The sequence below is a fragment of the Acidovorax sp. FHTAMBA genome (assembly GCF_038958875.1).
In the GTDB taxonomy this organism is placed as follows: domain Bacteria; phylum Pseudomonadota; class Gammaproteobacteria; order Burkholderiales; family Burkholderiaceae_C; genus Acidovorax.
In genome coordinates, this window is sequence record NZ_CP152407.1 from 442,260 (window position 1) to 465,595 (window position 23,336).

Annotated in this window: 21 protein-coding genes; 12 read left to right on the forward strand and 9 right to left on the reverse strand. The window is 66.7% G+C overall.

Annotated elements, in window-relative coordinates:
• Position 1 precedes the first annotated feature (1 nt).
• The 6 genes from AAFF19_RS02015 to norR form a co-directional block, all read right to left on the reverse strand.
• Positions 2-148, reverse strand: a complete 147-nt coding sequence (locus AAFF19_RS02015; RefSeq protein ID WP_008904556.1) for a hypothetical protein — start codon at positions 146-148, stop codon at positions 2-4.
• Between the two features lie 86 nt (positions 149-234).
• Positions 235-1,434 (reverse strand): threonine ammonia-lyase, encoded by a 1,200-nt coding sequence (locus tag AAFF19_RS02020; protein WP_008904555.1) that lies wholly within the window; start codon positions 1,432-1,434, stop codon positions 235-237.
• 171 nt (positions 1,435-1,605) lie between these two features.
• A complete protein-coding gene (locus tag AAFF19_RS02025; RefSeq protein ID WP_008904554.1) occupies positions 1,606-2,286 on the reverse strand; it encodes an RNA ligase family protein in 681 nt (226 codons plus the stop codon).
• Positions 2,287-2,293: 7 nt separating this feature from the next.
• A complete protein-coding gene (locus tag AAFF19_RS02030; RefSeq protein ID WP_139019344.1) occupies positions 2,294-2,857 on the reverse strand; it encodes a hypothetical protein in 564 nt (187 codons plus the stop codon).
• Complete coding sequence (locus tag AAFF19_RS02035; protein ID WP_008904552.1) at positions 2,850-4,139, reverse strand: DUF3696 domain-containing protein; 1,290 nt, start codon at positions 4,137-4,139, stop codon at positions 2,850-2,852. Before AAFF19_RS02035 ends, AAFF19_RS02030 begins: the two co-directional genes overlap by 8 nt.
• A gap of 89 nt (positions 4,140-4,228) precedes the next feature.
• The gene (norR, locus tag AAFF19_RS02040) at positions 4,229-5,794 is read right to left on the reverse strand and encodes a nitric oxide reductase transcriptional regulator NorR (protein WP_008904551.1); all 1,566 of its coding nucleotides are present in this window, start codon (positions 5,792-5,794) and stop codon (positions 4,229-4,231) included.
• 188 nt (positions 5,795-5,982) lie between these two features.
• Here norR and AAFF19_RS02045 point away from each other — a divergent pair, with 188 nt between their 5' ends.
• From AAFF19_RS02045 to yjjJ, 8 genes are all read left to right on the forward strand, one after another.
• Positions 5,983-8,274, forward strand: a complete 2,292-nt coding sequence (locus AAFF19_RS02045) for a nitric-oxide reductase large subunit (RefSeq protein ID WP_008904550.1) — start codon at positions 5,983-5,985, stop codon at positions 8,272-8,274.
• Positions 8,275-8,349: 75 nt separating this feature from the next.
• Positions 8,350-8,778 carry a hemerythrin domain-containing protein gene (locus AAFF19_RS02050; RefSeq protein ID WP_008904549.1) on the forward strand — a complete coding sequence of 143 codons (429 nt, stop codon included), beginning with the start codon at positions 8,350-8,352 and terminating at the stop codon, positions 8,776-8,778.
• Between the two features lie 219 nt (positions 8,779-8,997).
• Entirely contained in the window at positions 8,998-11,016 is a 2,019-nt protein-coding gene (locus tag AAFF19_RS02055) for a ribonucleoside triphosphate reductase (RefSeq protein ID WP_008904548.1), read from the forward strand.
• A gap of 97 nt (positions 11,017-11,113) precedes the next feature.
• Positions 11,114-11,326, forward strand: coding sequence for an anaerobic ribonucleoside-triphosphate reductase (gene nrdD / locus AAFF19_RS02060; RefSeq protein ID WP_008904547.1), 213 nt, complete (start codon positions 11,114-11,116; stop codon positions 11,324-11,326).
• Between the two features lie 31 nt (positions 11,327-11,357).
• Positions 11,358-12,005 (forward strand): anaerobic ribonucleoside-triphosphate reductase activating protein, encoded by a 648-nt coding sequence (locus AAFF19_RS02065; protein WP_008904546.1) that lies wholly within the window; start codon positions 11,358-11,360, stop codon positions 12,003-12,005.
• 177 nt (positions 12,006-12,182) lie between these two features.
• A complete protein-coding gene (locus AAFF19_RS02070; protein WP_342721170.1) occupies positions 12,183-13,280 on the forward strand; it encodes a thiamine pyrophosphate-binding protein in 1,098 nt (365 codons plus the stop codon).
• Entirely contained in the window at positions 13,244-13,837 is a 594-nt protein-coding gene (locus AAFF19_RS02075) for a thiamine pyrophosphate-dependent enzyme (RefSeq protein WP_008904544.1), read from the forward strand. Before AAFF19_RS02070 ends, AAFF19_RS02075 begins: the two co-directional genes overlap by 37 nt.
• Positions 13,838-13,920: 83 nt before the next feature.
• A complete protein-coding gene (gene yjjJ, locus AAFF19_RS02080) occupies positions 13,921-15,273 on the forward strand; it encodes a type II toxin-antitoxin system HipA family toxin YjjJ (RefSeq protein ID WP_008904543.1) in 1,353 nt (450 codons plus the stop codon).
• 14 nt (positions 15,274-15,287) lie between these two features.
• Here the strand turns inward: yjjJ and recQ are convergent, their stop codons facing one another.
• From recQ to AAFF19_RS02095, 3 genes are all read right to left on the reverse strand, one after another.
• Positions 15,288-17,159: a DNA helicase RecQ gene (gene recQ, locus AAFF19_RS02085; RefSeq protein WP_008904542.1), complete on the reverse strand. Its 1,872-nt coding sequence runs from the start codon at positions 17,157-17,159 to the stop codon at positions 15,288-15,290.
• Between the two features lie 126 nt (positions 17,160-17,285).
• Complete coding sequence (locus AAFF19_RS02090; RefSeq protein ID WP_008904541.1) at positions 17,286-17,720, reverse strand: type II toxin-antitoxin system VapC family toxin; 435 nt, start codon at positions 17,718-17,720, stop codon at positions 17,286-17,288.
• Between the two features lie 6 nt (positions 17,721-17,726).
• On the reverse strand, positions 17,727-17,972 hold the full coding sequence (locus AAFF19_RS02095; RefSeq protein ID WP_008904540.1) for a type II toxin-antitoxin system Phd/YefM family antitoxin: 246 nt from the start codon (positions 17,970-17,972) through the stop codon (positions 17,727-17,729).
• Positions 17,973-18,222: 250 nt separating this feature from the next.
• Between AAFF19_RS02095 and AAFF19_RS02100 the strand changes: the two genes are divergently transcribed.
• From AAFF19_RS02100 to yegQ, 4 genes are all read left to right on the forward strand, one after another.
• Complete coding sequence (locus tag AAFF19_RS02100; RefSeq protein ID WP_342721171.1) at positions 18,223-19,491, forward strand: hypothetical protein; 1,269 nt, start codon at positions 18,223-18,225, stop codon at positions 19,489-19,491.
• A 46-nt stretch (positions 19,492-19,537) separates the two neighbouring features.
• Positions 19,538-20,602: a homocysteine S-methyltransferase family protein gene (locus AAFF19_RS02105; protein WP_342721172.1), complete on the forward strand. Its 1,065-nt coding sequence runs from the start codon at positions 19,538-19,540 to the stop codon at positions 20,600-20,602.
• A 284-nt stretch (positions 20,603-20,886) separates the two neighbouring features.
• The gene (ttcA, locus tag AAFF19_RS02110; protein WP_342721173.1) at positions 20,887-21,831 is read left to right on the forward strand and encodes a tRNA 2-thiocytidine(32) synthetase TtcA; all 945 of its coding nucleotides are present in this window, start codon (positions 20,887-20,889) and stop codon (positions 21,829-21,831) included.
• Between the two features lie 35 nt (positions 21,832-21,866).
• Positions 21,867-23,306: a tRNA 5-hydroxyuridine modification protein YegQ gene (gene yegQ, locus AAFF19_RS02115; protein ID WP_342721174.1), complete on the forward strand. Its 1,440-nt coding sequence runs from the start codon at positions 21,867-21,869 to the stop codon at positions 23,304-23,306.
• Positions 23,307-23,336: the final 30 nt, after the last annotated feature.

A 23,336-nucleotide genomic window follows, 5' to 3' on the forward strand; every position in this document is an offset into this window, starting at 1 on the left:
ATCAGGCCATCGTCACGGCGATGAAGGCCAGCAGGAACATCATGATGCCGCCGACCACCGGCAGCACCACGGGAACCAGATGAACCACGTTTTCCACGGGGTCGTTCGATGGCGTTGCGGGGGAGTGCGAGGTGTTGTGGTCAGACATGGTGGGCTCCAGATGCTTAAAACTTGCGCAATTCTAGCCGCGGCAGCGCGAGCGGAGTGCAAAACCCCGCACGGCATCACTTCAGATCAGATCAGGTCGGCCTGCATGCCGGCTGTGCGCAGCTGGGCCAGCACTTCATCCACGTGCGCCTTGCCCCGGGTCTGCAGCACCAGTTCGATCTCCACGTTCTGCGCGGCCAGCATGGTGAAGGCGCGCTGGTGGTGCACCTCTTCAATATTGGCGCCCGCGTCGGCCACCGTGGCGGTGATGCGTGCCAGCACGCCGGGCACGTCGCGCGCGCTCACCTTGATGCGCGCCAGGCGCCCGGAGCGCACCATCCCGCGCTCGATGATGGCGGCCAGCAGCAGCGGGTCGATGTTGCCGCCGCACAGCACCAGGCCCACGCGCTTGCCCTTGAAGCGCTCGGGGTAGCGCACCAGTGCGGCCAGCCCGGCGGCCCCCGCACCCTCCACCAGCGTCTTTTCGATTTCGAGCAGCATCAGCACTGCCTGCTCGATGTCGCCTTCGTCCACCAGCACCAGGTCGTCCACCAGGCGCCTGACCACCTCCTGCGTGATCTTGCCCGGCGTGCCCACCGCAATGCCCTCGGCAATGGTGGATGTGCCCTGGGGGTGGTGCGTGCCCTTGACGGCGTTCACCATCGCCGGAAAGCGTGCGGTCTGCACACCGACGATCTCGATGCCGGGCTGGATCGCCTTGGCGGCGGTGGCCACGCCGGCAATCAGCCCGCCTCCCCCCACGGCGATCACCAGCGTGTCCAGGTCGGGCACGGCCTGCAGCATCTCCAGCGCCAGCGTGCCCTGGCCCGCAGCCACGGCCTCGTCGTCGTAGGGGTGCACAAAAGTCAGGCCCTGTGTGTCAGACAGCATGTAGGCGTGGGCGCGCGCTTCTTCCAGCGTGTCGCCGTGCAGCACCACCTCGGCGCCAAAGCCGCGCGTGCGCTCCACCTTCACGCCGGGCGTGAAGCGCGGCATCACGATCACGGCGCGCAGGCCCAGCCGCTGCGCGTGGTAGGCCACGCCCTGGGCATGGTTGCCCGCGCTCATGGCCACCACGCCGTGCGCGCGCTCCTCGGGCGTGAGCAGCGTGAGCTTGTTGCAGGCGCCGCGCTCCTTGAACGAGGCAGTGAACTGCAGATTTTCGAATTTGAGGAACACCTGCGCGCCCACGATCTGCGAGAGCGTGCGGGATTCCACACACGGCGTGTCCAGCACCTGGCCTTGTAGGCGGGTGGCGGCGGCCTGGATGTCTTGAAGGGTGATCATGTCCGGCATTGTGGCGGGGAATGCTGCGGGCCGGGCCACTGTTCAACTGGCGCTACCAAAATAATAGCTATTGGCGCTTGATGAGCAAGCGCTTGAAGCCGTTTTGACCAAAACTTTATGCCGCCCGAGCGGCTGGGCGTGCTGGCACGCCGGATGGGTTCGTTCCCTTCCTCACACCACCCGGTTCCACTCCAGCGCCCGTGAGCGCCAGTGCGCATCAATCGTCTGCGTGAAGTCCGCCCGCACCAGTTTGGCGCGGTTCTCCAGCCAGTCGGCGTTTTCGCGCCGCACCACGATGCCTTCGAGGTGGCCCTGGCGGAACTGGCTGTCGTGGGCGTGCACCCAGTCGCGCAGCTGGTCCAGCGTGACCTCGCCCGCGTACAGGCAGGGCACGGTGTTGAAGCCCATCTGCGCGGCCCAGGCGTTGCGCCGCTGGGTGCTCCAGAAGCGCTGTTCCTGGCGGTCGTACACGTCGAACAGCATCCACCAGTCGGGCAGGGTGGCGTAGTCGAGCGAGTGGCGCGCGGCGCACCATTCGCCAAAGGCCACCAGGTGCGTCCCCAGGGCGTCGAACAGCTTGTCTTCGTGCGCGGCCAGCCAGGGGCCCAGGCGGGCGAACTGGCCGTGGAAGGGTTGGGGCAGGTACTGGCCCCGGTTCTGGGCGCGCAGCACGCCGTCGGGCGAGACCGAGAAGCCCAGGTTGGCGCCGTCGAGCTTTTCCTCCAGCACCACAGGGCCGCTGAGGATGTCCTCGGCCTCGGCGGGCGAGAGCACTTTGTCGTCGCGCGGCTCGCCCGTGGCCAGCCAGGCGATGTGGGGGGTGTGGGGGAAGCGGAAGAAATCTTCGGACATAGGTGTTCTATTTTGCGCGCCGCGCGGGCGGGTGTTTCTGGCGCCAGCGGGCTTGCAACCAGTCGGGCAGCAGGTTTTCCACCTCCAGCCCGACGTCGTGCAGGGCCTGGCGGCAGTCGATCCAGTCGGTGTCGGCGGCGTTGGTGATTTGGGTTGCGTGGCCTGCGTCCAGCGCGGCGAGGGCGGCGGCCACCATCTTGCGGTCGGCCAGGTCGGTGACGGCCTCGGCCAGCTCGGGCGGCAGCACGGCGTTGCCATTCTTGTCGAGCAGCACATCGACCCACACCACCTCGCCGCGATCCATCTTGTGCATCAGGGCCAGCCAGCCGTAGTCCTGCTCGGTGAGCTTGTGGCGGTATTCGCCGCAGACATGCCAGTCCACGTCGAGCACGGCGTGGCGCGTGGGGTCGGCCTCGAAGGCTTCGAGCCAGTCGAACACCTGCTGGCGCAGCGCGGCTTCTTCCACGGGGGTGGCGTCCTGGCGAAAGGGCGAGCCCTCGTCGACCGCGCTGGCGACGATGAGCACATTGGTGTCCACCAGGCGGGCCTGCATCGCTCCTGCCTCAGCCATCGGCGGTTTCCCTTAAACGCAGTGCGCGTGCCCGGGCCTGCTCGCGCGCCTCGCCCATCGCGTCGCCAAAAAAGCGCGGCGGCCAGTTGCGCACGGCGCCAAATTCGTCCACGTCCAGCGGCACCAGCACGGCATCGGCCCCCTTGCGCTCGACGAACAGCATGCGGCACTGCGCGGTGCTGGTCTGGCGCCGGGCGATCAGGGTTTGCATGCGGCGGAACAGGTGCTCGGAATGGGTTTCGACGAGAAACTGCACCTGGCGCTGCTGGCTCACCTCGGCAAACATTTCGGCCAGCACGGCCTGGGCCAGCGGGTGCAGGTGGATTTCGGGCTCTTCCAGCAGCACGGTGCTGCCCGGCGGTGCGCAGTAGGCCACGGCCAGCACCGGCAGCACCTGCGACACGCCCACGCCCACGTCGCGCAGGTTGGCCACCACGCCGTCGTGGTGCACCAGCACCTCGTAGCGGCCCGATCGGCCCACGGCGCGCACGCTGAGCTGCTCGGCCATGCCCATGCGCTGCAGCCAGTGCGACACGCTGCGCAGCACGCTGCCCTGGTGCTCGGACGGCAGCAGGGTGTTGGCCAGCAGCGCGTCGATGGCCTTGTGGCCGTCGCTGCCCACCTCGCCGGGCGCCGTCTTGTTCCACACATAGTCGCGCTCGGGGCGGCGGCGCAGCGGGCCGAGGTAGACGATGCCCTCCAGCTCGCGGCGCAGGGCCAGGCTCAGGTCCTGCAGGTGGGCGCCGTCGCTGCCCAGCAGGGCCAGGGCCTCGGCAGGGAGGGCGATGGAGCGCTCGGGCGCGAGCTGCGGGCCCTTGCCGCGCGGGCGGGGCTCGTCGTCCACGTACACCGCGTAGGCGCCGCGCTCGCGCCGCACAGCCCGGAAGCGCCGCGCCACGGTGGACAGCTCCAATTCCTGGATGGCCACCGCCCCGCTGGCCGTCTGCCCGTAGCTGCAGGCAAAGCGCCCGTGGCGCACACGCTCGCCCTCGGGCCGCTGGAAGCTGAGTGCGATGGAGAACTGGCGCGGTGCGGCCGCGCCGCGTGCCAGCACCGCATCAAAGCCGCCAAAGTGAAAGTAGTCGTTGGCCTCATCCCCGCCCAGGTTCAGGTGGATGGTGCGGTCGGGCGAGGCCACGGTCTGCTTGAGCAGCAGCAGGCTTTGCAGCAGCGTGGACTTGCCCGACGAGTTGCTGCCCAGCAGCATCGTCACGGGCGCCAGTTGCACCGGGCCGCTGTCGCGCCAGGCCTTGAGGTTCTGCAGGTGGAGTTGGTCGATCATGGCAAGGGCATCTTACGCGGCGTGCAGGTTTGAATAAAAACGGCCTACAGCGCTTATCTGACATGCGCAAACAGCTATCAAATATGTAGCTAATCCTTGAGCGCCAGACGGCGCGCCAGCTTGTGCAGGTTGCTGGCGTCGATGTCCAGCTCGCGCGCGGCGCGCGCCCAGTTGCCGGCGTGGCGGGCCAGGGCGGCCTGGATGCAACGGCGCTGGCAATCATCCACCGCGTCGCGCAGCGTGCCCGGTGCCTCCGGTGCGGGCCCGGTGGCGGGCGCCACGGGGGGCAGGGCCGGTGAGGTGCCCGGGGTGCCGGGGCCTTGCAGGGCATCCAGGTCGAGCAGGGCGGCCTCCAGGGTCACGATGTCGTTGCGCGCAGCGCCGCGGCTCAGGGCCTTGAGCGCGGCGCGGCTCACCACGTGTTCCAGTTCGCGGATGTTGCCAGGCCAGGGGTAGCGGCGCAGCGCGTCCTGCGCGCCGGGCGACAGGCGCAGGCTGCGCAGGCCCAGCCGGGCGCGGTTCAGCTCCAGAAAGCGGCCCGCCAGCAGCAGCACATCGTTGCCGCGCTCGCGCAGCGGCGGAATGGGCACGGGGTACACCGAGAGCCGGTGGTACAGGTCTGCGCGGAAGTCGCCCGCAGCCACCTGCTCGCGCAGGTTGCGGTTGGTGGCTGCTACCACGCGTACGTCCACGCGGCGCGGGCGGTCGGCGCCCAGGCGCTGGATCTCGCCGTTCTGCAACGTGCGCAGCAGCTTGGCCTGCACGGCCAGCGGCAGCTCGCCCACTTCGTCGAGGAACAGGGTGCCGCCCTCGGCGGCTTCAAAGCGCCCGGGCCGGTCGGTGACTGCGCCCGAGAACGCGCCGCGCACGTGGCCAAACAGCTCGCTTTCGGCCAGCGACTCCGGCAGCGCCGCGCAGTTCACGTGTACCAGCGGGCGCGCAGCGCGTGGCGACTGGCGGTGCAGCAGGCGCGCAAAAAGCTCCTTCCCCACACCGGTCTCGCCCAGCAGCAGCACCGGCAGGTCCGAGCCCGCCACCACCTCCAGCTCGTGCAGCAGGCGCAACAGGGGCTCGCTCTGGCCGACGATCTCCATGTCGCCATCGCCTGCACGGGTGGTGCGCCCGTCGTCGGCGCTGCGGGTGGGGGGGGCGCTGCGCAGCGCCTGCACCTCGCGCTCCAGCCGCGAGATGCGCACGGCCGCCTCCACCAGCACCTTGCAGTCGGCCAGCGCGGCGCGTGCGGCTTCGCCAAAGGTGCCGGTCTGTAGTGCGTCGAGCGTGAGCACACCCCAGGGCTGGCCGTCCACCTGCAGGCTCACGCCCATGCAGTCGTGCACGGGCAGGGGCTCGCCCACCAGGGTGTCGAGCAGGCCGTCGTAGGGGTCGGGCAAGGTGCTGTCGTGGTCAAAGCAGGTCACCTCGCGCCGCGCCAGGATGGCCGCCAGCCGCGGGTGCTGGCCCACGGCAAAGCGGCGCCCCAGCGCCTCGCGCACCAGGCCCTCCACGGCCACGGGGCGCAGGTGGTCCTGTTCCAGCTGCAGCAGCGCCACAGCGCCGCAGTGAAAGCGGGCCCGCAAGTGGTCCACCAGCCGCTGCAGGCGCACGGCCTGGGGCAGGTCGGTCGAGAGGTCGGCCAGAAGGGGAGTGTCGGTCATGGTGATAAATACCCTTTGCGGGTGAAATGTACCCGCAAAACAAAAGGTAAAAAACACCCTGGATGCTGCAAGTGATTGTTTTGCAAGGCAACCGGTGCTGGCGTGTGGCTTGCAACAAGAGCGTGTGTTTGCTTTATCTGAAACCACAACCATGAATTCACGCCACGCACTGCATTGGGAGGCCCGCCATGGGTAACTATCGAAAACTCTGGTTCACGCTGATTGGCGTGCTCATCGTCACTTTCAGCCTGCTGGGTTACTACGGCGCCGAGGTGTACCGCACGGCGCCGCCGATCCCGGCAAAGATCACGACGGCTGGGGGGGAGGTTCTGTACACGCACGACAGCATCCTCGATGGCCAGACCGCCTGGCAATCGGTGGGTGGCATGCAGCTGGGCTCCATCTGGGGCCACGGCGCCTACCAGGCACCCGACTGGACGGCCGACTGGCTGCACCGCGAGCTGCTCAACTGGCTGGAAGTGGCCGCCGAGCGCAAGCACGGCAAGTCGTTTGCCGAGCTGGACGCCAGCGACCAGGCGGTGCTGCGCGACCGCATGAAGACCGAATACCGCACCAACACCTACAACCCCGAAACGGGTGAGGCCACGGTGTCGTCCACACGGGCCGATGCGATATCGATGACGGCGCTGTACTACGACCGGCTGTTCAGCGATGCGCCCGAGATGCAAAAGACGCGCGAGAACTTTGCGATGAAGGAGAACACCCTGCCCAGCGCCGAGCGGCGCGCGCAGATGACAGGCTTCTTCTTCTGGACCGCCTGGGCCGCCGCCACCGAGCGCCCGGCCGACGTGGGCGGCAGTGGCGCCACCTACACCAACAACTGGCCGCATGAGCCGCTGATCGGCAACAAGCCCACGGCCGAGAACATGGTCTGGTCGGTGATGAGCGTGGTCGTGATGATGGCGGGCGTGGGCTTCCTGGTGTGGGGCTGGGCCTTCCTGCGCAAGCACGATGAGGCCGACCCCGAGCCGCCCAAGCACGACCCGCTCTCGCGCGTCCCGCTCACGCCTTCACAGCGCGCCCTGGGCAAGTACCTGTTCCTCATCGTGGCGCTGTTCAGCTTCCAGGTGATGCTGGGCGGCTTTACCGCGCACTACACGGTGGAGGGGCAGCAGTTTTACGGCATCAACGTGTCGCAGTGGTTCCCCTATTCGCTGGTGCGCACCTGGCACATCCAGAGCGCGCTGTTCTGGATCGCCACGGGGTTCCTGGCCGCAGGGCTGTTCCTCGCGCCGCTCATCAACGGTGGCAAGGACCCGGCCTACCAGAAGCTTGGTGTGGACATCCTCTTCTGGGCGCTGGTCGTCGTCGTCGTCGGCTCGTTCGCCGGCAACTACCTGGCCATCGCGCAGATCATGCCGCCCGAGTGGAACTTCTGGCTGGGCCACCAGGGCTATGAATACGTGGACCTGGGCCGCCTGTGGCAGATCGGCAAGTTCACCGGCGTGGCCTTCTGGCTGGTGCTGATGCTGCGCGGCATCGTGCCCGCCTTCCGCCAGCCCGGCGACAAGAACCTGCTGGCGCTGCTCACGGCGTCGGTGGTGGCCATCGGCCTGTTCTACGGCGCGGGCTTCTTCTACGGCGAGCGCACCCACCTGTCGGTGATGGAGTACTGGCGCTGGTGGGTGGTGCACCTGTGGGTCGAGGGCTTCTTTGAAGTGTTCGCTACCACGGCGCTGGCCTTCATCTTCTCCACGCTGGGCCTCGTGTCGCCACGCATGGCCACGGCTGCCAGCCTGGCCTCGGCATCGCTGTTCATGCTGGGCGGCGTGCCCGGCACCTTCCACCACCTGTACTTCAGCGGCACCACCACGCCGGTGATGGCGGTGGGTGCATCGTTCAGCGCGCTCGAAGTGGTGCCCCTGGTGGTGCTGGGCCATGAGGCCTGGGAACACTGGCGCCTGCAGCACCGCGCGAAGTGGATGGCCAACCTCAAGTGGCCGCTGATGTGCTTCGTGGCCGTGGCCTTCTGGAACATGCTGGGCGCGGGCGTCTTCGGCTTCATGATCAACCCGCCGATCGCGCTGTATTACCTACAAGGTTTGAACACCACGCCGGTGCACGCCCATGCTGCGCTGTTCGGTGTGTATGGCTTCCTGGCGCTGGGCTTCACGCTGCTGGTGCTGCGCTATATCCGCCCGCAGCTGGTGTTCAGCGAACGCCTCATGAAGACGGGCTTCTGGTGGCTCAACGCCGGCCTGGTGCTGATGATTGCCACCAGCCTGCTGCCGATTGGCCTGTTCCAGTTCCACGCCAGCGTGAGCGAAGGCCTGTGGTACGCCCGGGGCGAGGGCTTCATGCAGCAGCCCTTCATGCAGACCTTGCGCTGGGTGCGCACCTTCGGTGACGTGGTCTTCATCGTGGGCGCGCTGGCGATGGCCTGGCAGGTGGTGAGCGGGCTGTTCGGCTCGCGCGCACCGGCAGAGGCGGGCCCTTACCTGGCGCAAGCGCGTCGCTGAAATCAATGCACCGTGCGCGGCAGCCGCCACCAGCGGCAGCCGCGCACACCCCTGAGCAGCCCACAAGGACGGACCATGAACATCGACAAATTCAAGCACCAGCACACCGACATCCTGCGCGGCATCGCCATGTTGCGCGCGCTGGCGCAATCGGGGGTGGAGGCCAACGCCAGCGCCATCGCCCAGGGCATCGTGGCCATGAGCGGCACCATCAAGCTGCACCTGGCCGTGGAAGACCAGGTGCTGTACCCCGCGCTGCAGCGCGGTGGCAACGCCGAGCTGGCCCGCATGGGCCGCCAGTACCAGAGCGAGATGACTTCCATCGCCAGCGCCTACGACGCCTTTGCGCGCCGCTGGAACACCGCCGACGGCGTGCGCCGCGATGCACAGGGTTTCCGCAACGAGGCCAACGTGGTGCTGCGCCGCGTGTTCGAGCGCATGCAACGCGAAAACCATGACTTCTATCCGCGCATCGAGGAGGAAGAAGCCACCGCCTGCCATTGAGCAGCACCCTCCTGCACCCCACTGCATGCCTGCGCATGCACCTCTGATCCATCGGTAGGGCCTGACGGCACCTTCCTTTCTGCCGGTCCCTGTGCCGGCATTTTTTTACCCCTGCTTACCGCCCCAATTGTGTTGAATCAAACTACCTATAGTGTTTGATGGGTATCGTAGACACCATAGGTAGTGTTTTTTAACCCGTTCCACAGATTGGTCGAACCCATGGCGTCCACCCTTGCCACCTTGCCCCGCGAAGTCGTTTTGCGCAGCGGCCAGCGCGTTCCGTTTGATGCCGAACGCATCCGCGCCGCGCTGGCCAGCGCCGGGCAGGCCTCGGGTGAATACGGCGCCGACGAAGCGGCATTGCTAACCGCCCAGGTCACCAAGGTGCTCATCCACCGCTTCCACGGCCAGGCGCCCACCATCGAGCAGATCCAGGACGTGGCCGAGCAGACGCTGATCGCCGCCAACCACCTGGCCACCGCGCGTGCCTACATCGTCTACCGCGAGCAGCACGCCACGCTGCGTGCGGACAAGCAGACGCTGGTCGATGTGGAAAGCTCCATCAACGAATACCTCACGCGCGCCGACTGGCGCGTGAATGCCAACGCCAACCAGGGCTATTCGCTGGGCGGGCTGATCCTGAACGTCGCGGGCAAGGTCACGGCCAACTACTGGCTGTCGCACGTGTACACGCCCGAGATCGGCGATGCGCACAGGAGCGGCGACCTGCACATCCACGACCTCGACATGCTCAGCGGCTACTGCGCGGGTTGGTCGCTGCGCACGCTGCTGCACGAGGGCCTGAACGGCGTGCCCGGCAAGGTGGAGGCGGGGCCGCCCAAGCACATGAGTTCGGCCGTGGGGCAGATCGTGAACTTTCTGGGCACGCTGCAGAACGAGTGGGCGGGCGCGCAGGCGTTCTCGTCGTTCGACACCTACATGGCACCGTTTGTGCGCATCGATGCCATGGACTACGCCGCCGTGCGCCAGTGCATCCAGGAGCTGGTCTACAACCTCAACGTGCCCTCGCGCTGGGGCACGCAGACGCCGTTCACCAACCTCACCTTCGACTGGACCTGTCCCGAGGACCTGCGCGAGCAGGTGCCCGTGATCGCTGGCAAAGAGATGCCCTTCGCATACGGCGACCTGCAGGCCGAGATGGACCTTATCAACCGCGCCTATATCGACGTGATGACCACGGGCGATGCCAAGGGCCGCGTGTTCACCTTCCCCATCCCCACCTACAACATCACCAAGGACTTCCCCTGGGAGAGCGAGAACGCGCAGCTGCTGTTCGACATGACCGCCAAGTACGGTCTGCCGTACTTCCAGAACTTCATCAACTCCGAGCTGGAGCCCAACATGGTGCGCTCCATGTGCTGCCGCCTGCAGCTGGATTTGCGTGAATTGCTCAAGCGTGGCAACGGCCTGTTCGGCAGCGCCGAGCAGACCGGCAGCCTGGGCGTGGTGACGATCAACTGCGCGCGGCTGGGCTACCTGCATGCGGGTGATGAAGCAGGCCTGCTCGCCGCGCTCGACCGCCTGATGGAACTGGGCAAACAAAGCCTGGAGACCAAACGCAAGCTCATCCAGCGCCTCATGGACCAGGGCCTGTTCCCCTATACCAAGCGCTACCTGGGCACCTTGCGCAACCACTTCAGCACGCTGGGCGTGAACGGCATCAACGAGATGGTGCGCAACTTCACGGCGGACCAGCACGACATCACCAGCGACTGGGGCCATGCGTTTGCCGTGCGCCTGCTCGACCACGTGCGCGAGCGCATGACGGCCTTTCAGGAGGAAACCGGCCACCTCTACAACCTGGAGGCCACGCCCGCCGAAGGCACCACCTACCGCTTTGCCAAGGAAGACAAAAAGCGCTGGCCCGGCATCCTGCAGGCCGGCACGGAGCAGCAGCCCTACTACACCAACTCCTCGCAGCTGCCTGTCGGCTTCACCGACGACCCGTTCGAGGCCCTGATGCGGCAGGAGGCGCTGCAATCCAAATACACCGGCGGTACCGTGCTGCATCTGTACATGGGCGAGCGCTTGTCCAGCGGTGCGGCCTGCCGCGATCTGGTGCGGCGCGCGCTCACGCGCTTTCGCCTGCCCTACATCACCGTCACGCCCACGTTCTCGATCTGCCCCACACACGGCTACCTGGCGGGCGAGCACCCGTTCTGCCCGCGCTGCGACGAAGAGCGGCTGGACGCCAAGCGGCGGCGTCTGGTCGCCTAGATTTTGAGCAAAAGTGGCCCTGGCGCTTGATGGTCAAGCGCAAGCAGCTATCAAAACAGAAGCAAACCATTTCCTCCACCCCCGAAAGGACCCCGGCATGAGCCATTTCTCCGCCACCGAACACACCGCCATCTCCAGCGCCGCCGCCGTGCAGCTCACCGACGACGAGCGCCAGCCCTGCGAGGTCTGGACCCGCGTGATGGGCTACCACCGCCCCGTGGCCAGCTTCAACACCGGCAAACAGGGCGAACATGCCGAACGCCGCTTCTTCGCCGAAACGCACCGTGGCTCCAGCCGCAACGGCTGCTGAGCCTAGTGCCGCCGCCCTGCGCCTGGGCGGCATGACACCGCTGACCACCATCGATTTCCCCGGCCGCCTCGCGGCCGTTTTCTATTGCCAGGGGTGCCCCTGGCGCTGCGGGTATTGCCACAACCCCGGGCTGCTGGACGCCACCACGCCTCCCGCGTTGCCGTGGAACCAGGCGCTGCAGTTTTTGCACAGCCGCCGGGGCCTGCTCGATGGCGTGGTGTTTTCGGGCGGCGAGCCGACGCTGCAGGCCGCGCTGCCCGCTGCGGTGGACGCCGTGCGCGCACTGGGCCTGCAGACTGCGTTGCACACCGGCGGCATGTACCCCGGGCGGCTGGCGGCACTGCTGCCGCGCCTCCACTGGGTGGGGCTGGACATCAAGGCCCTGCCGCAGCGCTACGACGCCATCACCGCCACCCACGGCAGCGGCGCGCGCGCCTGGGCCGCGCTCGATGCCATGCTGGCCCATGGCATCGACCACGAATGCCGCACCACCTGGCACGCGGGCCTGTTTGGTGTGGACGAACTGCTGGAACTGGCCCAGGCCCTGGCCGCGCGCGGGGTGCGGCATTGGGCGCTGCAGGAATGCCGGGTGCTTGACGCCCCGGCCTGGGCGCTTACGCCCGCACACCAGCAGCAACTGGCCGCGCTGTTTTCCGGATTCACCTTGCGCCGGGTGTAAGCGCCGGGTGTGAGCGCCGGGCGCAGATTTCCTGCGTTGCAATGGCCTGCATGAAATGAATCTGCAAATACTTCGGTTGTTGCACACGCTTTGATGCGCATCAGAGGTGATTTCCGCTACCAGCATGGACCATCCTTGCCATCGCCCCACAGGCACCACCAAGCAAGGAAATCCTCCATGAACCCCCTCGGCCTCCAGCTGCTGCAAGCGCTCAAAACCCACGGCGCGCGCGAAATTTTCGGCATCCCCGGCGACTTCATCCTGCCCCTGTTCAAGCAAATCGAGGAAAGCGGCATCCTGCCGCTGGTCACGCTCAGCCACGAACCCTCGCTGGGTTTTGCCGCCGATGCCGCCGCGCGCATGCACTGCGGGCTGGGCGTGGTGGCCGTCACCTACGGCGCGGGCGCGCTCAACGTGGTCAACGCGGTGGCGGGGGCCTATGCCGAGCGCTCGCCGCTGGTGGTGCTGGCCGGCTGCCCCGGCGAGGTCGAGGCGCACTCGGGCCTGGTGCTGCACCACCAGGTGCGCCATGTCGATTCGCAGTGGCGCATCTTCCGCGAGATCACCTGCGACCAAGTGCGCCTGTCCGACCCCGCCACCGCGCCAGCCGACCTTGCCCGCGTGCTGCGCAGCTGCCGCGAATACTCGCAGCCCGTGCTCATCGAGGTGCCGCGCGACATGACGCTGCACCCCATGGCCGAGGTGCCGGTGCTGCCCCCCAGCCCGTTCAACGCAGCCGCCGTGGCCGAATGCGCCGACGAATGGATGGCCCGCATCCAGGCGGCCCGGCGCCCCGTGCTGGTGGTGGACGTGGAGGTGCGCCGCTTTGGCCTGGAAGCCCGCGTGGCCGAACTCGCGCGCCGCCTTCAGCTGCCCGTGCTCACCACCTTCATGGGCCGGGGCCTGCTGGCCGAGGATGCGGGGCATGCCGGCGTGCCCTTCCACGGCACCTACCTGGGCGTGGCGGGCGCACCGGAGACCAGCGCGCTGCTGGACGACTCCGACCTGCCCGTGATGCTGGGCGCCATCCTGTCGGACAGCAACTTTGGTGTGAGCGCCCAGCGCATGGACTTCCGTCGCGCGCTCATTGCCGCGCACCGCGAGGCACGCGTAGGCCACCACCTGTACCAGGACATCCCCCTGGCCGCGCTGGTAGAGGCCCTGCTGGCGCGCGCCCCGGCCGCGGGCAGCCAGGCCCTGCGCACGCTGCCCCCCCGCCCGCCTACCCCGACGGCCTGGTGGCCGACGACACCCCTGTGTGCGCCGCCGACCTGAGCCGCGCCCTCAACGACCGCATCCGCACCCACGGCCCCATGAACATCGTGGCCGACATCGGCGACTGCCTCTTCGCCGCCATGGAGCTGCTGCCCACGCCTCTGGTGGCGCCGGGCTACTACGCGTCGATGGGCTTTGGCGTGCCGGCCGGCATTGGCGCCCAGGTGGCCACGGGCCAGCGCAGCCTGATTCTGGTGGGCGACGGCGCCTTCCAGATGACGGGCTGGGAGCTGGGCAACTGCCCGCGCCTGGGGCTAGACCCCATCGCCATCGTGCTCAACAACCAGACCTGGGAGATGATCCGCGCGTTCCAGACCGAATCGCGCTGCGCCGCCCTGGGCGACTGGCACCTGGCCCAGGCGGCCGATGCGCTGGGCGGGCGAGGCCACCGCGTACACACCCGCGCCCAGTTCAAGGCGGCGCTGGACGCAGCCTTTGCCGAGCGCGGGCGCTTCCAGCTCATCGAGCTGATGGTGCCGCCGGGTGACAGCACGCCCACGCTGCGGCGGTTTTCCGAGGGCATCCGGGCCTTGCGGGCACGGGCGACAGCGGGTTGACCGTAAACAGTCGGCAATATCTATTCAAAAACTCCCACCCACAAAGGAATACCTGGTAAATTTATCTATTCATATAATGATTCATGAGCCGTCCCTCCCCACACGCTGAGAACCTCCTTCGGGCCCTGCGCCGCCAGGGCGGTGTCGCCACCAGCGCCGAGCTGGTCACCGCCCTGGGCGTGAGCCAGCCCACGGTGTCGCGGGCCCTCATGCCGCTGGTGCGTGCGGGCCAGGTGCGCAAGGTGGGCGCGGCGCGCTCGCAGCGCTACCTGCTGCCGCGCGCGGTGGGCGAGGTGGGTGACGACATCCCCATCCTGCGGGTCAACACGGAGGGCGTACCCCAGCCGTTTGGCCGCATGGTGCCCCTGGCGGGCGGTGCCTACTGGGTGGACGAGGAGGATGGCGTGAGCGAGCGCCACGACAGCCTGCCCTGGTTTCTGGCCGACATGCGGCCCCAGGGCTTCATGGGCCGCAACTTCGCGCAGCTGCACCCCGACCTCTCGCTGAACACGGACCCGCGCCACTGGTCCGACGACGACGTGCTGCGCGCCCTGGCCCTGCGCGGCGAAGACCTGCCGGGCAACCTGCTGGTGGGCCAGGCATCGCTGGCGCGCTTTCATGCGCTGGGCCCGCGCCTGGCGCGCGCCGCCTCGGCCGATGACTACCCTGCGCTGGCCCGCAGCGCTTTGCAGGGGCAGCTGCCGGGCTCATCCGCCGGGGGCGAGCAGCCCAAGTTTTGCTGCGTGACCGCAGGGCGCAGCGTGATCGTGAAGTTTTCGAGTGCAGGCGTGAGCCCGGCCGACCAGCGCACGCGCGACTTGCTGCTGTGCGAGCACCTGGCCCTGCAGGTACTGGCGCAGGCCGGCCTGCCCGCCGCGCACACCGAAGCCTTTGTGCGCGACGGCCGGGTCTTTCTCGAATCCCAGCGCTTTGACCGCTGCTCGCCCTGGCAAGGCGGCCCCGCGGGCGCACCGCCCGGGCGCATCGGCATGGTGTCGCTGATGGTCTATGACGCGCAGTACGTCGGCGAAATGGACCACTGGGCCGCCACAGCGCAGCGCATGCAGGCCCGCGGCCTGCTGACCGCCAACGACGCCCGCGCCCTGCGCCTGCTGGAGGCCTACGGCGTGCTGATCGGCAACACCGACCGGCACTACGGCAATATCTCGCTGGTGCTGGTGGACGACGATTGGCGCCTGTCCCCCACCTACGACATGCTGCCCATGCTCTACATGCCCATCGCGGGCGAACTGGTGCCGCAGGACCTGGGCCTCCACAAGAAGGCGCCCACAGCGGCCACGATCGACGTGTGGCCGCAGGCCTGCGCGCTGGCAGGGGCTTTCTGGCGTGCCGTGGCCAGTGAGGGCCGGGTATCCGAAGAGTTCCGGGCTATTGCACAGGCCCATGCTGCCACCCTGGCGGCCCTGCACGGCTGAGGTCGGGCAAGCCCTCAGCCCGCGCCCACCACCCGCAGCACCTCGGCCCCATAGGCCTCCAGCTTCTTCGCCCCCATCCCGCTGATGCCCTGCAGGTCGTCGAGCGTGGCCGGGTTGCGCTCGGCAATCGCGGCCAGCGTGGCGTCGTGAAAAATGACGTAGGCGGGCAGGTTGTGCTCCTTGGCCACCTCGGCGCGCCAGGCCTTGAGGTTGATGAAGCGCACCTGCGCATCAGGCCCCAGGTTGGCGGCGGCGGCCGGGGGGGCGCTGCCCGTGCCCTTGCGGGTGCGCGTGCGCTTGGCCGGTGCGGCGGCGGTGGATTCGCGTAACTGCACCGGCACCTCGCCCTTGAGCACGGCGCGCGAGCCTTCGGTGAGGCACAGGGTGTCAAAGCTGTGGCCGCTGTCCAGCATCACCTTCTGCAGGCCCAGGGCGCCCGTGGCGATCAGCTGGCGCAGCACGCCGCGCAGCTGGGGCTCGGTCAGGTCCGCGCCGATGCCGAAGGTGGAGATTTTTTCGTGCCCAAACTGCGCGACCTTCTCGGTCTTCTTGCCGCGCAGGATGTCCATGATGTGCCCCGTGCCAAAGCTGATGCCGCTGGCCTGGTTCACGCGGTAGATGGTGGAGAGCAGCTTGCGTGCCGCATCCGTGGCGTCCCACACCGCAGGCGGGTTCAGGCAGTTGTCGCAGTTGCCGCAGGGTGTGGACTGCTCGCCAAAATACGCCAGCAGCCGCACGCGGCGGCAGTCGGTGGCTTCGGCCAGCGCCAGCAACGCATCCAGCTTGCCGCGCAGCGCCTGCTTGAACTCCTCGCCCGCCGGGCTCTCGTCGATCATGCGGCGCTGGTTGACCACGTCGTTCAGGCCATAGGCCATCCAGGCATCGGCGTTCAGCCCGTCGCGGCCCGCGCGGCCCGTCTCCTGGTAGTAGCCCTCGATGTTCTTGGGCATGTCCACATGGGCCACAAAGCGCACGTCGGGCTTGTCGATGCCCATGCCGAACGCGATGGTGGCCACCATCACGATGCCTTCCTCGCGCAGGAAGCGATCCTGGTTCTTCTGACGCACTTTCGTGTCCAGACCCGCGTGGTAGGGCAGGGCCGTGATGCCCGCGTCGCACAGCGTGGCGGCCAGCTCTTCCACGCGCTTCCTGGACTGGCAATACACCACGCCCGCCTCGCCCGCATGCTCGCGTTCGATGAAGCGCAGCAGCTGCGTGGTGACGTCCTTCTTTTCCTCAATGCGGTAGCGGATGTTGGGCCGGTCAAAGCTGCTGATGAACAGGCGCGCGTCTTCCAGCTGCAACCGCTCGATGATGTCGGCGCGTGTGAGGTCGTCGGCCGTGGCGGTGAGCGCAATGCGCGGCACGCCCGCATACCGCTCGTGCAGCACCGTGAGCGCGCGGTATTCGGGGCGAAAATCGTGGCCCCACTGGCTTACGCAATGCGCCTCGTCGATGGCAAACAGCGACAGGTGCCCGCCCTGGTACAGGCTGTCGAGCAGGCCCAGGAACCGCGGCGTGTTCAGCCGCTCGGGCGCAGCGTACAGCAGCGTGATGTCGCCGGTCTGCAGTCGCAGCTCCACGTCCTGCGCTTCGTCAAAACTCAGCGTGGAGTTGAGAAACGCGGCAGAAACCCCCGCCTCGTGCAGTGCCCCCACCTGGTCGTGCATCAGCGCAATCAGCGGCGACACCACGATGGTCACTCCACGCCCCTGCTGCTGGCGCACGATGGCCGGCACCTGGTAGCACAGGCTCTTGCCGCCGCCCGTGGGCATGAGCACCAGGGCGTCGCCGCCGCCAATCACATGCTCGACGATCGCTTGCTGCGGGCCGCGGAACTGTTCGTAGCCGAAGACGTCCTGCAGGACGGTGTGGGCGGGAGACAAAGCGGGGGACAGGCGGGAAGACAAGCAAATACTCTGAAATTGATAGCTGATAGCGCTTGTATATCAAGCGCTAGAGGCCAATTTGACCAATAATTTCGCGGCGAGTGTGCCCGCTCGCGAAGGGGCCTATTGTGCGCCGGGTGCCATGTCCCAAGGATTGATCAGCACCACGGGTGCGCTGGCAAAGTCGCTCACGTTGCGCGTGACCACGGCCAGGCCATGCTCCAGCGCCGTCGCGGCAATCAGCGAGTCGAAAGCCGCCATCGGCTTGCCCGCTGCCTCGGCCTGCGCGCACAGGCGCGCCCAATACCCGGCCGTATCCCGTGTGAAGGCCAGAGTCCGCTGCCCAAACCCCGCCTGCACACTGGCGAGCCAAGTGGCCAGTTCGCTCTGGCGGCGCGAAGGCGACAGTCGCACAATGCCCCGCTCCAGCTCGGCCAGTGTCAGAGCTGAGACAAACAGGTCGGCAGACGTGCGCGCGCCCATCCACTCCAGCACTGCGGGATTGGGCGCGGGCCGCACCAATTCAGACAGCAGGCAAGTGTCCAGCAGGTACTTCACTTCAGATCACTCCAGCGCCAACGTGCGAATGGGTTCGGCTGACCGTGCCGTATCCAGCGGCTCCCCACGTGGCGCCTGCAACAGCAGGGACACCAGTGCATCCTCGCCCGCCAGCCGCCGGTACTCGGGCGCGGCCATCAGCACCACGGCGTCGTTGCCACGCCGGGTAACCAGTTGGGGGCCTTCATTCAGTGCGCACTCCACCAGTTCGCTAAAGCGGCTTTTGGCGTCTTGTAGTTGCCAAGCATGCATAAAGGCTCCTTTTATTGATCTGACTAGACTGACTAGTATGATTGGGTGGCGTGATGCTGTCAAATCAAGAGGGCCTTGCCAATCACCGGCTTACAATTTCGCACGGTGCCCACCCTGCTTGCACACGAGCAAAAAAAGGCTCTTCTTCCTCTTCATTGATTTCATGCGGCCTCTATTCACAGAGTGCGCTGCCGTGGCTTAAACGTGTGCACTTTCCCGGCGTTGCGCGCTCGCTGAAGAAAGGTTTCACATGAACAACATCGCTTCGTTTGCGCGTCAGGCGCAAACCCACCTTCAAACGATTGCAGGCGCCGACCGTGCCAACGTCAAGCGGTCTCACGTCTATGAACTGATGGCCGCTGCGCTGGGGCTCGGCTCCCATGCCGCGCTGAAGGCACATGGTCTGCTGTGTCCCCTGCCATCGCAGCCGCTGCTGGCGCACTACGGCAACTTGCATCCCGGGCCTTGCGCGGCGCGGGCCGAGGCGTTGGGCATGGCCCGTGAGCGCAGCGGACCATTGGCACAGGCCCTGTGCGCGGACATGGCAGCGCATGCGCTGGGCCTGGTGCCATGGGAAGACATCCTGGAGGCCCTGCTTTCTGGCAGCCGAGAGTTGTACCGCGAAACGCCGCGCGACGATGCGTACTACGAGGCACTGGAAGCAGCGCTGGAGAACGACCCCCACGCCTGGCCAGAAGATCCGGAACCCTTGCGCCTAAATAGCCCCTTCGTGTGCCAGGCCTTGCAAAAGGCAGCTGAGCAGGGCGAGGGGCGCGCCCACTTGGCGCTGGGTCTTCTGATCGAGCGCGGTGCCCGGCTGGACGCAGGGCACCACGACGGATGTGACGATCAGGATGACGATGACTATGAAGACATGGACGACGTCCCCGATTCGCGGGCTGGCTTGTATTGGTACGAACGCCAGCAAAAGGGCGAGGTACTGACAGGCGTCGAGTTGGAATGGGCCGAGGGTTATGCAGAGCGCGTCCAGCGTCGCGCTGCGGCGTCGCGCGAGCGGGCCGCGCGCAGCAGCTCTGCCCGGGACCACTTCAACGCCGCGGCCGCATTGGGCCAGCACGATGCGTTGCTGTTGCTGGCGGACCGCTATGGCGACGACAGCTTCTTTGATCTGCAGGCGCCGCAGGTTCGTGCCGACCCTTTGTGGATCGCCGACCTCGCGCAGCGCGTAGGCCGCTACGAATGGACGTCTGCCTGGGTGACCTTGGCGGCCGAGCGTGGCGACATGCGGGCCATGCGCGAGCTGATGGAATCGTGGCACGCGGACGATCCGCTCAAGGTATGGACTTGGTTTCACTACGCCAAGTTGCTGGGTAAGGATCTCACCCAAGGCGACTACCGGGCTATTCACGAGGATGGCTCCAGCTACGACGACGATGTGGGTGGTCCCATGTTCGTAGACGGGGTGGATGGCATCGAACTCCCCACGGCGGATGAATCCGTGCGCCAAGAAGCTCTGCGGGCGGTGCATTCCTTGTTCGCACACATGAAGGCAAATTAGTCCAGGGTAGAAAGCCGTTTAGCCCGGCTTTCTACAATAGCGCCCTATGCAAGCCCTTCACTACACGCGCGCCGCGCAACTGCCCGCCATCCTCGCCCAACGCATCGTCATCCTCGACGGCGCCATGGGCACCATGATCCAGCGCTTCAAGCTGGGCGAGGCGCAGTACCGGGGCGAGGGCTACAGCGGGCCCGATGGCGCGGGCGACCGGTTCAAGGACTTTCCGCGCGATGTGAAGGGCAACAACGAGCTGCTCAGCATCACGCGGCCTGACGTGATCCGTGACATCCACGAGCGCTATCTGGCCGCCGGCGCCGACCTGATCGAAACCAACACCTTCGGCGCTACCACCGTGGCGCAAGAAGACTACAAGATGGCCCACCTGGCGCGCGAGATGAACCTGCGCTCGGCCCAGCTGGCGCGTGCCGCCTGCGACAAATACAGCACGCCCGACAAGCCCCGCTTCGTGGCCGGCGCCCTGGGCCCCACGCCCAAGACGGCCAGCATCAGCCCCGACGTGAACGACCCCGGCGCGCGCAATGTCGACTTTGAGCAGCTGCGTGCGGCCTATTACGAGCAGGTCGAGGCGCTGGTGGAAGGCGGCGCCGACGTGCTGCTGGTCGAGACGATTTTTGACACGCTCAACGCCAAGGCCGCGCTGTTCGCCATCGACGAATTTTTTGAAAACAGCGGCGAGCGTCTGCCGCTCATCATCAGCGGCACGGTCACTGATGCCTCGGGCCGCATCCTCTCGGGCCAGACGGTCACGGCCTTCTGGCACAGCGTGCGCCATTCCCGCCCGCTGGCCATTGGCCTCAATTGCGCCCTGGGTGCCACGCTGATGCGCCCCTACATCCAGGAACTGAACCGCGTGGCCGAGGACACCTTCATCAGCTGCTACCCCAACGCCGGCCTGCCCAACCCCATGAGCGACACCGGTTTTGACGAAACGCCCGAAATCACCAGCCGCCTGGTGCACGAGTTCGCCGCCGAGGGGCTGGTGAACATTCTGGGCGGCTGCTGCGGCACCACGCCGGACCATATTGGGGCGATTGCGAAGGCGGTAGAGAACGTGCCCACGCGCAAGATGTTCTATCCCGCCGAAGCCTAGAGTAGCTGCCCCCCTGAGTCGCCTGCGGCGCCTTCCCCCAAGGGGGACGCCGCCAGCGCGGCGGGGCGGCCCTTGCGCGGCGGCCTTTGGTCTGGGCCGCGCCGGTTTCGCGCGCTGCAGGTTTTGCAACGCCCACCCAAGGGTGAGAGATTCGCGCTGAATGAACGGTTTGTAGGAAAATTGGCACCTGGCGCTTGATGGTCAAGCGCCAGGTGCTATCTAATTAATAGCAATTGTTGCCGCTCTGAAGTGCGGCAACGCAGTGCCGTTCCAGGCAGCCCACCATGATCGACAACGCTATCTTGCCCGCCGACACGGCACCTGCCGACGATGCTGCTCAAAAAGCCGCCGCCCACGCCGCGCTCAAGCTTGAAAAGCGCCTGGTTCGCCAGGTCGCCCAGTCCATCACGGATTTCGGCCTGATCGAAGACGGCGACAAGGTGATGGTGTGTGTGTCTGGCGGTAAGGACAGCTACGCCATGCTGGACGTGCTGCGGATGCTGCAGCAGCGCAACGGCCACAAGTTCGAGCTGATCGCCGTCAACCTGGACCAGAAGCAGCCGGGCTTTCCGGCCCATGTGCTGCCCGAGTATTTGACCCAGGTCGGCGTGCCTTTCCACATCGAAACGCAGGACACCTACAGCGTCGTCAAGGAGCACATCCCCGAAGGCAAGACCATGTGCAGCCTGTGCAGCCGCCTGCGCCGGGGCATTCTGTACCGCGTGGCCGACGAGCTGGGTGCCACCAAGATCGCCCTGGGCCACCACCGCGACGACATGCTGCAGACGTTCTTCCTCAACATGTTCTTTGGCGGCAAGCTCAAGGGCATGCCGCCCAAGGTGCAAAGCGACCGGGGCGACCACCTCATCATCCGCCCGCTGGCCTACGTGGCCGAAGACGACCTGACCCGCTGGGCCGAGATCCGCAACTTCCCCATCATTCCCTGCACGCTGTGCGGCAGCCAGGAGAACCTGCAGCGCAAGCAGATCGGCCAGATGCTGCGCGACTGGCAGCAGCTCTACCCTGGCCGCATCGAGAACATGGCGGTGGCGCTGCGCAACCTGGTGCCCTCGCACTTCATGGACCCGCGCCAGTTCGACTTCAAGGGCCTGGTGCCCAACGGAGTGCAGGACGCCGATGGCGACAAGGCGTTTGATGCCGAAGAGTTCCCTGCGCAGGCCGTGGGCATGCTGGCGGGCTTGCCGCTGATGCCCGCCATGCCCCGCTGAACCTGACACCGACGATTTTTAGATTGGGCCACCCCATGACCACGCTCAAAGCCCCCGAACTCCTCCTGCCCGCTGGCTCGCTCGACAAGATGCGCGCCGCCTACGACTTTGGCGCCGACGCGGTGTACGCAGGCCAGCCGCGCTATTCCTTGCGTGCGCGCAACAACGAGTTCCGCCTGGAGCAGATCAAGCAAGGCATTGACGAGGCGCACGCGCGCGGCAAGAAGTTCTTTGTCACCAGCAACCTGATCGCGCACAACGACAAGATCCGCACCTACCTGCGCGACATCGAACCCGTGATCGACTGCCAACCCGACGCCCTCATCATGGCCGACGCGGGCCTGATCATGATGGTCAAGGAAAAGTGGCCCGAGCAGGTGGTGCACCTATCGGTGCAGGCCAACACCACCAACTGGGCGGCGGTGAAGTTCTGGCAGAAGATGGGCGTGGAGCGCATCATCCTCTCGCGCGAACTGAGCCTGGACGAGATCGAAAAAATCCGCCAGGAATGCCCCGACATGGAGCTGGAAGTGTTCGTGCACGGCGCGCTGTGCATTGCGTATTCGGGCCGCTGTTTGCTGAGTGGCTACTTCAACCACCGCGACCCCAACCAGGGCACCTGCACCAACGCCTGCCGCTGGAACTACGCCACGCACGACGCCGACATCGACCCCACCACGGGCGAGGCCATTGCGCAAAAGATGGAAGGCGACTTCAACTTCGAAGCCGCGCAGCAAAAGGCCGAACAAGCCTTTGCATCGACCACCGGCAGCGGCGAGCGCCACCCCAAGGCCGACAAGGTGTACCTGATCGAAGAGGCGGGCCGCCCAGGGCAAATGATGCCCATCATGGAAGACGAGCACGGCACCTACATCATGAACAGCAAGGACCTGCGCGCGGTGGAGCATGTGGCGCGCCTGGCGCAGATCGGCGTGGACTCGCTCAAGATCGAAGGCCGCACCAAGAGCCTGTACTACGTGGCCCGCACCGCCCAGGTGTACCGTCGCGCGATTGACGACGCTGTGGCCGGCCGCCCCTTCAACCCCGAGCTGCTGATTGAGCTGGAAGGCCTGTCCAACCGCGGCTATACCGGCGGCCTGCTGGAGCGCCGCCCGAGCAACGACTACCAGAACTACATCAACGGCCACTCGGCCACGCAGCGCAGCCAGTATGTGGGCGAAGTGCTGAGTGCCGAGGGTCAGGCCGAAGTGGGTTTGCAGGGCGACTGGGTGCAGGTGGAGACCAAGAACCACTTTGCCGTGGGCGACCTGATTGAGGTGGTGCACCCGAGTGGGAATGTCACTGTGCGGCTGCAGGAGATGCGCAACGTGGAAGGCCAGAGCGTGGCCGTGGCGCAGGGCAGCCCGGTGCGAGTGTGGATACCGCTGGCTGGGCGGTATAGCGGGGCGTTGTTGGCGAAGGTGATGGAGTCGCAGCCTGTTGTGGGGAATACTGAGCCTGCGATGTTGGCCTGAACGGTCTGTTCACTGCGGTTGATTCGCTTC